The organism is Natronosalvus caseinilyticus (genome assembly GCF_017357105.1).
In the GTDB taxonomy this organism is placed as follows: Archaea; Halobacteriota; Halobacteria; order Halobacteriales; family Natrialbaceae; genus Natronosalvus; species Natronosalvus caseinilyticus.
The window spans coordinates 3,994,915-4,004,921 of the sequence record NZ_CP071596.1; the positions used below are offsets into that span (position 1 = coordinate 3,994,915).

The window sequence follows — 10,007 nt, forward strand, 5'->3', positions numbered from 1 at the left end:
CTACATGAACGAATCGAGACCCGTCTGGGTCTGTCCCGACTTGACCTCCTCCCAGGACATGTCGAGTGCCTCGAGGATCCGCTCGATCGGCCCCTTGAGCGTCTTCTCGAGCATCTTGTCGTAGTCGACTGCGAACGCCTCGGGCACCTGGTCGTCGTACTCGAAGCAGATCACGTCGGGGTCGCGCTTGAACGCACCGTAGACGGGATCGGTGTGGGGATCCAGCCCCTGCTCATCCTCGACACGCCGGAAGAAGGCGGGGTCGACGCGCTCGAGGTAGAGTCGCTTGGGCTTGCTCCCGCGGTCGAAGTTCGTCCCCAGCAGGAGGTTCGCGTACTTCGCCCCGCGAACGTGGGCCGTGTCGGTGTCGTAGTTGTCCAGACGCTTGCCGATCCCACCCGGAATCGCGATCTCCTCGAGGCTGACGTCCCCTTCCTCGAAGTCCTCGATGATCTCGGCGACGTACTCTTCGACGCCCTCGATGTCGCCGTCGCGGACGATCATCTCGATCACCCGGTGCTGGACTTCCTTGGTGATCGGCGCGATGTCCGAGCGCTTGTACTCGAACCCAGTGATGTCGATGTCGTCGACGTCTTTGCCCTCCTTCCAGACGATGTGGCCGGCGTAGCGCTTCTTGGTTCCGGCCTGGAAGAATCGCCGGTACAGTTTCTCGAACTCAATCTGGAAGCGGTGGAACTCGGCGTTGAGTTCTTCGCGCGCGAAGTCGTCGTACCGACCGTTGACGTACTCCTCGATTTCGAACGACTGCTCGATGGCCTCTTCCTTAGTGACTTCGGGGCCGAGCTCGAGCATGACGCTGTCAGTATCGCCGTAGGAGACCTCGTACTCGAGTTCGTTAGCGGCGGTCTCGGTAAACTCGATGACCTCGCGCCCTGTCGCCGTGATTGCGGATGCTGCTTCCTTGTCGTAGAGCCGGAACCGTTCCCAGCCCGAGACGCCGTACAGCGATTGGCCGACGAACTGAAACTTGCCGTTCCGACCGGCGAGAAGCGTGTGATTGTCCGCAACGGTGACGCAGTAGACGCCGTTGGTAGCCGTACTCCGGGAGGAACTCCGGTGCATCCGAAGAGTGTTCTTCGACCTCTCGGTGGCGTAGACGCGCCAGGAGCCGCTGTCCTGGTTGTAACTCGCCGTTATGCCGAGATGGGCACACAGCCGGAGTACGTCGTCACGGAGTCGGTCGCTCGAGGTCGTGTACCGCCACGAGTCGATCTGTCGATCCCCGTCGCCGTCGACGAGGGTCTCGAGGAATCGTCGTTTCTGTCGGCGGCTCAGGTCGAAGACGAACTCGGGGATTCGTTTTTCGAAGCTCCCGGATCCACACAGGTCGGTGAACAGGTCACCGAGGAGTTTGGAGGTAAACGTGTACGATTGGTCATCGACGTAGTGGTCGAACCCCATCGCGTCGAGTAGCTCACCGATAGTGGCATGGTGGTCGACCCCACCATCGGCCACTGGAAGCTCGTTCTGAGCGAGTTTAACCGTCGTCGAGGAGCCACGGAAATTCTCGCTAAACTGTTTTTCGGTGGAAGAGTAGACGTTTCCTTCGGTGACGAACCACGCGAGTAAGTCGAGGAAATCGTCCCCATCGTAGGTTCGAGGAATCCACTTGCGACCCGATTCTCGGTGGACGAAACTCGTCTCACACACGCTCTCGATGTACTCGCGGTGGTCCTCGAATTCGTCGGCAGTAAAGACGTAGCCTGTCTGACCGACGTCGGCCTTGGGTACGCGCCGCGGCGTCCAGCCGAGTTCCGCGGTGAACGTGTGGCCGTGTACCAATGGTCGGACCCAGACTTCGTACTCGCCGTCGATCAGGCGAGTGAGGTCGACGTCCTCGAGGTCCTCGCCGTCCGGACCCTCCCAGTCGTGCGGGAGTTCGTAGTTCGTTGCACGGTCGAGATCGCCAGCTTCCACGAAGTGATAGGCATCTTCAGTGATTCCATTACACTCGTTCTTCCGAACGAGCATTCGATGATTCGGCGTGACGCTGAAGTCGATTTTGCTCGTCTGGATGTCGACAAGTTCGTCCTCGTAATCCGGATACGCGTGTGTCTCGACGACCGGCTTGCGTTCCATCTGCATCGTCTCTGGGTCGAGCGAATACACGTCGTCACCGACCTCAAGTTCCCTGATGTTTCGAACACCGTTTGGCGTGAGCACCTCCGTATCCGGCGTGAAACAGTTCATGATAACCTTCACCGCCCCCTGCTGGCGGTCGTACTGTTCGTACTCGAGGCTACCCGGTTCGTGCTCGTTCCGGAGCGACTTCTTCTCCTCGCGCTCGGCCAGCAACTCGGTGATCATCTCGCGCATGACGCCGTCGGGTTCCTGCCGGAAGTGGGTCGGCTCCGGAGTCGTGGGCGCCACGAACGTCTCCCCGTCGTACTCGTCGGGGTCGACTCTCGTCTCCGGGGAGGCGTTGATCGTCGTCATGCACATCGGGTACAGGCTCTTCAGGTCGAGCACGGTTACGTTCTCCTTGACGCCCGTAATTGGCTCGAAGACGGCCCCTCCCTCGTACTCCTCGCCCGCCTCTTGCTGCCCCTTCGAGGGAAGGGCGAATCGCCCGTGAGCCTCGTGGAGGACGTACATGTCCACGGTATCACCGGGAGTGGGCGCGTCCTCGAGCTTACAACCGACGAAGGTACGCACCTCGTCCCAGAAGGCGACGATCTCCTGCTGGCGGTCGAGTTCGACGCAGAGCTCCACGTCCCGGAGGTTGTACTCGAGCAGGCGGGTGGGATCGTCCTCCCAGAGGTCCCCGATCGACCCGGCGTAGCGCTCTTTACCCACACCCAACTCGGCCTCGCCCACCGCGTCGAGGCGGTAAGAATCGAGTTCCGAGAAGACCATTCGCTGGTAGCCGTAGAGCAGGTCGAAGACGACCCGGCCCTTGATGTCCGGGCCACCCCAGTTGCTCCGCCAGACCTCGTTCACGCGAGAGAGCCGGTCCGGGTCCAGGTCGTAGTCGTGATGCGGTCCCTCCAGCACCTCAAGTCGGTCGAGGAAGTAGGGAGCGTCGAAGTCGTCGAAGTTCCACCCAGTCAGGACGTCTGGATCAGTTTCATCGATGTAATCGAGAAACGCCTCGAGCATCGCCTCCTCGTCCTCGAACGCACGGACCTCGTGGTCGATGTCGCCTTCGATTGGCTCGTAGTTCTCGAGGGCCGCCGGCGGCTCGCCGTCGCCGTCGTCCGCCTCGAAGATCCAGAGGATGTACTCGTCGCGATAGGAGTCGTGGCTGGCCAGACAGATGATCGGCTCCTCGCCGTCCTCGGGGAAGCCGTTCCGGTCGTCGACCTCGATGTCGAACGTCTGGACGCGCTGGTCGGCGTCGACCTCGCAGGCCTCGAGTTCGTCGTGGGGGACGACGAGACTCCCGTCGTCCGCTCGTCGCTTGGGCAGGCGAATCCCGCTGCGGATGTCCTTATCGATCAACAATCGGTTGGGAAACAGGATGTCAGCCTCGTAATGGTCGAACTCGTCGCGCATCTGGCCGACGTCGCGGGGCGTCTGGCCGAAGATCTTGGTCAGTCGCTCGCCGCGAATACTCTCGTATGGTTCCCCATCTGCTCCCGTCTCTTCCCAGCCGGTGATCCGGTCGTGGCGCTCGAGGGCATCCTCCTCGAGCGTCTCGGTCGGCGCGTAGAAGTACGGCCGAAAGCCGAGTACCTTCACGTGCTCGAGGTCGTTCTCGCGCGTGCGTCCGAAAACGTGCACGATCGGGAACTCGTCGTCGCCGTAGCCCGACACGGTGTAGTCGACCTGCATCACGGCGAGTTCGAGCGTCCCGTCGGGTTCCGGGAGCGTCTCCGTTTGCACGTCGATCACCTCGCTGCCGAGCGCGCCGCCGTTGCCGGCGACGTGTACGGCTTCCTCGTCGGGGCGTTCGTCGGCCTCGTCGTCCGACGCCGAGAACGCATCCAGCCCTGCCTGGCCCGCGTCAGTCATGGTGTCGGCTTTGGCAGTCACCGGATAAAAACCCACGCGAATTGGCTTTCGGGCTCTAACTCACGTTGTCTGCTCACAATCCGGACGTGGTAGTGTTCTGACAGGGGGCAACAAGACATTTAACGTGGTAACACATAGCACATAACGAGGTACATGCCGTGTCTATCCATATGAACGACGATACGACGGATGGTGGCGAACCGCGTGGCGAACCAGCGGGCACTGCGACGATCGAGAGCTACGAAACCGACGACGGAACCGTCTTTTACGACGCCGAAAACCCCCTCGCCTGGATGGAGACGACCCGGACGTTCTCGCTCGAGGAAGTCGCCTGATCTGGCGGCCTCGAGCCCCCAGGTGCACGGTTCCGGGGTGCGCGGTGCACACCCCTTCGAACCCCAACGCGAACGCTTTTTTGCGGTACTCCCCTGAGAACAGTCGTGGATCTCGAGCCGAGCGACCACGAACCCGAGGAGTTCGACCCCGAGAGCGACCTCTACGATCCGGACTCCGACTCGCTGACGATCCCGCGGGTCGAAACTGACGCCAGTGACGCCGACCCGAAACTGGTCACGATGTTCTGGGCGCTCGTGCTCGTCGTCAAGGCGTCCATCCTCGCGACTGCTCTCGGGATCCTGTTGCTCGCGTTCGACGTCATGCCGCAGTTCGGCCTCGCGGCACTCGCCGCCGGACTCGTGCTCGCCGGATTCGCCGTCTACCGGTATCGGACGTTCGATCCGTCGGCCGTCTCGAGCGACGACGATGTCGAGGACTATGGCGACGGTGATGGCGATGACGACAGCTCGGAAGACCCGGTTAGCGACACCGACGTCGAGGGAACCACCGAGGATCCGACCGTCGAACACTCGACAGGGTCTGTCGCGGAGGATCAGCCGTGAAACCCGTCCGCGGCGACGACGGCACCCGCTACCTGCTCGTCAAACGCTCGTCGGACTCGAGTCTCGTTCGCGATCCAACCACCGGCGAGGAGCGCTACGTCGCAAACGATCGGCTCGAAGCCCTCCCCGAGGAATCCGCGCTCGAGCTGGCCGCCCAGGCGGTCGACGACGACGTCCGTCCTCTCCTCCTGTCGATTCACGACGAACGAACGCTCGGACTCGTCCTCGAAATCGCCGGACGCGGCCCCCTCGGCGTTCGAGAGATTCTCGAGTACAGCGACTTCTGCGAGAGCGACCTCCACGGCCGACTAACTGTCCTCACGGCAGGCGGCGTCCTGGAGGAGACCGAGGTCGGCGGCGAGCGCGGGTACGCCATCAGCGAGTCGGCGAGCCGTGGGCTCGAGTTGCTCACCGGGGGGACGGGGTCGTGAAAACGACGGCGTTTGACGTGGTGACGAGCTACCGCCGTCGCTAGTCGGACGCCAGCAGCGCTGCCTCCGGGGGTTCACCGCGCTCGAGGCGCGACCGATTCGACGTGGCGTCCTTCTCGACGCGCACGAGGTCGTCGGCCGCGCCCACGAGTTCCTCGTCGTGGCTCACGACCACGATCTGTTCGACGCCCAGGTCGCGCATCGACTCGATGAGCGACACGAGCTGGGTGACGTGGCCCGAGTCCAGGAACACGGTCGGCTCGTCGAGGATCAGCGGCGGCATCGGCGCCGAGCCCTCGACGCCCTCCGCCAGCAGCCGGTAGATCGCACAGCGGAGGCTCAGGTTGAACAGGGCCCGCTCGCCCCCGGATAGCTGTTCGGGCTCGAGCGCCTCCCCGTCCTTCTGGTAGACCGTCAGCCGATAGTCGCCGTCCAGGTCGATCGCCGCGTAGGAGTCGTTCTGGTAGACCAGGTCGAACGTCTCATTGAGCAGACGCTCGAGCGTCTCGACGTTTCGCTGGCGCAGTTCGGCCCGGAGGTCGCCGTAGGTCGCCTGCAGCGTCTCGGCCTCGTCGTACAACGACTGGAGGTCTGCCACCCGATCCTCGACGCGCTCGAGGTCCGTTCGGAGAGCCTCGAGGTCCTCGAGTTCCTGTTCGACGGCGCCGATCGCGTTCTGGACGCCCTCGCGCTTCTCCTCAAGCTCTTCGAGCTTTGGCTCGACCTGCTCGAGGTAGCTCTCTGCGTTGCGTTTCTTCTCGCGGGCGTCCTCGATTCGGCCCTCGTCGAACTCGTCCTCGAGGGTCCGCTTTCGCTCCCGCTTATCCGAGAGACGAGCCCGACGTTCCTCGTTGAGCTCGGCCTTGTTCGCCCGTTCCGTGCGGGAACGCTCGAGGTCGCCCGCGAGCTCCTCGAGCCGATCAGTGAGAGAATCCACCGATTCGAGGGTCTCGAGTTCGGCCTTGATCTCGGCGCGCTCACCGTTGAGCTCGCCCAGGCGTTTCCGGGTTTCCTCGAGACCGTCCTCGAGGTCGTCCGCCTCGTCGCGTTTCTCGGTCGCCAACTCTCGGAGATCCTCGACGCGCCCGTCGAGTTCTTCGCGGCGCTCACGTCGCTCCGCGATCGTCTCGCGCTTTTCGTCGAGCAACTGGGCGACGTTCTCGCGATTCCCCTCGAGCTCTGCGACCTCGCTCTCGACCTCGACCAGCTCCTCGGCGCGCTCGAGTCGGGATTCGGCGTCCTCGAGGTCGGCTTCGATCTCGTCCCGCTCGGCCTCGAGGTCGGCCAGTTCTTCCCGCCGTTCGTCGAGCACGTCGACGTGGGGCGAGTCCTCGACGGGCTGGCCACACTCGGGACACTTCCCCTCCTCGAGCAGAGCCTCGCCCTCCTCGATCGACGCCTCGACGGCTTCGATTCGCGCCGTCACGGTGGCGAGGTCTGATTTGTACTCGTCTCGCTGGGTCGCCAGTTCGTCGCGGTGGTCGTCCGCGTCGCCGAATGCGATCGGCGCGTCGTCGAAGCGATTTCGCTGCGCCTCGATCTCGTCCTTGAGTTCCGAGAGCGTCGCCTCGCGTTGCTCGATCGTCTCGGCCTCCGCCTCGAGCGTCTCGGCGAGGTCGTCCATCGTCGCCTGCTTCTCGTCGGCCTCCGCCTCGAGTTCGTCCGCACGCGTTCGGAGGCGGTCGACCTCGCCGGTCGTCTCGGTGATCTCGACGCGAATCTCCTCGAGCTGGTCACGAAGCTCGTCGTCTCGGGACTCGAGAGTGTCGATGCGGGAATCGACGGTCGGGGCGTCCTCGTCCTCGTCTGTGGCGGGTACGTCCTCAGGGTCGTCGACGTCCGCGCCGGCTCCCGACGAGAGCGAGATCGGTTCCTCGAGGTCCTCGAGCAGCGACGCTCGTTCCTCCAGTACACTCTCGCGCTCGGACTCGAGGTCCTGAATCGTCTCGAGGAGGGATTCGCGCTCGGACTCGGTCGCCGAAATCGTCTCCCGAAGCTCCTCGACGTCGTGCTCGAGCGCCGTGATCTCCTCGCGGGTCTCCTCGTGGCGCTCGAGGACCTCCGTCGCCTCGTCGAGGGTCTCCCGGGCAGCCTCGCGCTGGGACTCGAAGTTGTCGATTTCCGCGACCACGTCGTCCCGCCGGGTCTCGAGGGCGTTGAGTCGCTCTGGGAGATCCTTCTCCTCTTTCGTCTCGATCTGCTCGCGCAATTTCTCGAGGGCGCCCTCCTGGCGGTCGAGGACGTCCTTGACACCCAGGCGGGCCTCGCTCGCTCGTTCGCGGTACTCCTCGAGCGCGCCGAGCTGGAGGAGGTCGTCGATCATGTCCTGGCGCTCGCGCGGGGAGGCGTGGATGAGCTTGTTCACCTCGCCCTGGCGAACGTACGCGCAGTTGACGAACGCGTCGGCGTCCATCCGCAGGAGCTTCGTCACCTCACGGCGGACGTCCCGGGCGCCCTCGACCGTGTCGTCGGGCGTCTCGAGGACGCATTTCGTTGTGGTCGCCCGGTCGCCGCGGAGTTTGAGTTCCCGGCGGATGCGGTAGCTCGTCCCGTCGTGGGTGAACGCGAGGTCGACCTCGCTCTCGTCCTCGCCGATGGTGATCACGTCGTCGAGCGTCCGGTCGTCGAGGGCTTTCGAGCCGTAGAGCGCGAAGAAGACGGCCTCGAGCAGGGTCGACTTGCCGCTGCCGTTGACGCCGTGGACGACGGTGACGCCGTGCTCGAGCCCGAGGTCGGCCTCGGCGTAGCACTTGAAGTTCCGCAGGGAGAGCGAATCGACTCTCACGCGAAATCACCCAGGGAGGTGGTGTCGGCCTGATCGTCCGGCTCGGTTGCGCTCCCCTCGTCGGTACCCTCGGCTTCGGTTTCGCCGCCCTCATCGACGGCCTCGGTCGCGGTTTCCGCGGCCTCCGCGACATCCACCGTTTCGTCCGATTCGTCGGTCTCGAGCGCCGCTGTTGCGTCGCCGCCTTCGGGAACCTCCACCGCGCCGTCCTCCTCGAGTGCCTCCGCCGTCGCATCGTCCCCACCCGAGAGCGCGTCGGCGACGGTCTGGACGTCCTCCGGGTCCCGTTCCGGGGCTGGGGCAAACGCCGAGTCGTCTGACTCGAGGAGGTCCTCGACCCGCCGCCTCGTCGATTCGCGAACGTTCGCGTCGACCACGTCGTCGTCTCGGACCGTCTGGTCGATTTCGAGGGCCGCGTCGCTGAGCCCGAGTTCGCGCACGCGTTCGCGGACGGCCGCATCGGGGTCCGCGAAACTCACCGAAATCTCGGCGTCCTCGTCTGCGAGTTCCCGGCGGTCGTTCACCCGCGCGACGAGCGCGCCGCGCTCGAGGGCGAGTTCCTCGACGGCTGCGGGAGCGACCGGTCGGCCCTCCCCCTCGACGGTGACGATCACGACCGCGTCCTCGAGGTCGTACTCCCGCACCCGTTCCTGGACCCGGTCGACGCCCTCCCCCTCCGCGAGGTCGACGTCGACGAAGACGAACTCGCGGGTGCCGGGGATCGAGCGTCGGCTGATCGCCACGTCGGCGTCGGAGTCGAACGTAACGAGGTTGTACCCCCGATCCTCGCGCTCGCTCGCGCTCGCGCGCTCAGTGGATCCACAGTAGGTGACCCAGGTGTCGGCCACTTCCGCGGTGTCGGCCGCGTGGTTGTCCCCGAGGAACATCGCGTCGAAGTCGACCGACGCCGCCTCGAGGACGGTTTCGGTGTCCCAGTCGGCGTGGGCGAACGGTTCGAACAGGCCGTGGCTCACGAGGGCGGCGTGGTCGGCGTCGCCGGGAATCGGGTCGAAGTCGTAGGCGAGGTCTTCGCGCCGTGAGCGGGGGACGAAGTCGAGGCCGTAGAAGGCTACGTCGTCGATCACGACCGGGTCAGGGCCGAGTCGGGTCGCCAGTCCCAGGTCGGCGAAGAGGTCGAGCCACTGGGCGTCGCGTTTGCCCTCGTGGTTGCCGACGACCGCCAGGAACGGAACCTCGGCGTCGGCCAGGCGGCGGAGCACCTCGACGGTTCCCTGAAGGTCGACCAGACCGGGCCGCCGGTCGTGAAAGAGGTCGCCGGCGTGGATTACGGCGTCTACCTCGTCCTCGATGGCGTCCGTCGCGACGCTGTCGAACGCCTCGAGAAAGTCCCGTCGTCGCTCGGGCGCGTTGTACTGCTGGTACCCGATGTGGGTGTCGCCCGTGTGTATCACCCGCGTCATCTACGACGACATTGTGCGTCGGCGACTAAAGGGGTTCCGCGACCGGACCGAAAGTGAAGGATCGGTTTGCGTTCGAGTTCGAATTCGTGTTCGAGTTCGTGTGAGCGATCAGTGCTCGAGGTCAGATCCGAACGAGTGGTCAGTGCTCGAGTTCGAGCGAGTAGAGTCGCTTGCGGGCGTCCGAGAAGGAAAATCGAGACGCGATGACGTTCTGCTCCTCGAGTCGGCTGAGGGCGTAGCGGACGGTTCGCGGCGGCAACAGGCTCTCCTGGGCGATCTGTTGCTGAGTCATCGTGTCGTTGTACTCGAGAACCTTCGCGACGAGCTTCGCACTGGGCGGCAGGTCGCGGACGTCGTCCCACGACCCTCGCTCCGGCTCCTCTCCCTGAAACGATTCTGAGATACTCATTACACGACCACCTTCCGCATACAGGGTGATAATATTTTCTGTTTCGAAATATTCCCAGTAGTTATTCATCGGAGGGGGTGTATCTAC

At 64.3% G+C, this 10,007-nt stretch carries 7 protein-coding genes; 3 read left to right on the plus strand and 4 right to left on the minus strand.

What is annotated here, in order from left to right:
* Positions 1–3,975, minus strand: coding sequence for a DNA polymerase domain-containing protein (locus J1N60_RS19425; RefSeq protein WP_312909655.1), 3,975 nt, complete (start codon positions 3,973–3,975; stop codon positions 1–3).
* 170 nt (positions 3,976–4,145) lie between these two features.
* Between J1N60_RS19425 and J1N60_RS19430 the strand changes: the two genes are divergently transcribed.
* The 3 genes from J1N60_RS19430 (at position 4,146) to J1N60_RS19440 (ending at position 5,305) form a co-directional block, all read left to right on the plus strand.
* On the plus strand, positions 4,146–4,310 hold the full coding sequence (locus tag J1N60_RS19430; protein WP_312909656.1) for a DUF7331 family protein: 165 nt from the start codon (positions 4,146–4,148) through the stop codon (positions 4,308–4,310).
* 105 nt (positions 4,311–4,415) lie between these two features.
* On the plus strand, positions 4,416–4,874 hold the full coding sequence (locus J1N60_RS19435; protein WP_312909658.1) for a DUF7322 domain-containing protein: 459 nt from the start codon (positions 4,416–4,418) through the stop codon (positions 4,872–4,874).
* Positions 4,871–5,305 carry a DUF7346 family protein gene (locus J1N60_RS19440; RefSeq protein WP_312909660.1) on the plus strand — a complete coding sequence of 145 codons (435 nt, stop codon included), beginning with the start codon at positions 4,871–4,873 and terminating at the stop codon, positions 5,303–5,305. The genes J1N60_RS19435 and J1N60_RS19440 overlap by 4 nt, the downstream gene beginning before the upstream one ends.
* Positions 5,306–5,345: 40 nt before the next feature.
* Here J1N60_RS19440 and rad50 read toward each other — a convergent pair whose 3' ends face one another.
* From rad50 to J1N60_RS19455, 3 genes are all read right to left on the minus strand, one after another.
* Positions 5,346–8,090 carry a DNA double-strand break repair ATPase Rad50 gene (rad50, locus tag J1N60_RS19445; protein WP_312909662.1) on the minus strand — a complete coding sequence of 915 codons (2,745 nt, stop codon included), beginning with the start codon at positions 8,088–8,090 and terminating at the stop codon, positions 5,346–5,348.
* Positions 8,087–9,511 (minus strand): DNA double-strand break repair protein Mre11, encoded by a 1,425-nt coding sequence (gene mre11 / locus J1N60_RS19450; RefSeq protein ID WP_312909664.1) that lies wholly within the window; start codon positions 9,509–9,511, stop codon positions 8,087–8,089. The genes rad50 and mre11 overlap by 4 nt, the downstream gene beginning before the upstream one ends.
* Before the next feature lie 139 nt (positions 9,512–9,650).
* Positions 9,651–9,920: a MarR family transcriptional regulator gene (locus J1N60_RS19455; protein ID WP_312909666.1), complete on the minus strand. Its 270-nt coding sequence runs from the start codon at positions 9,918–9,920 to the stop codon at positions 9,651–9,653.
* Positions 9,921–10,007 lie beyond the last annotated feature (87 nt).

What these genes read in the sequence shown, in the direction of transcription:
- J1N60_RS19425 (WP_312909655.1), bottom strand. Translation starts at nt 3,975, where the DNA reads ATGACTGACGCGGGCCAGGCAGGGCTGGATGCGTTCTCGGCGTCGGAC.
- J1N60_RS19430 (WP_312909656.1), top strand. Translation starts at nt 4,146, where the DNA reads ATGAACGACGATACGACGGATGGTGGCGAACCGCGTGGCGAACCAGCG.
- mre11 (WP_312909664.1), bottom strand. Translation starts at nt 9,511, where the DNA reads ATGACGCGGGTGATACACACGGGCGACACCCACATCGGGTACCAGCAG.
- J1N60_RS19455 (WP_312909666.1), bottom strand. Translation starts at nt 9,920, where the DNA reads ATGAGTATCTCAGAATCGTTTCAGGGAGAGGAGCCGGAGCGAGGGTCG.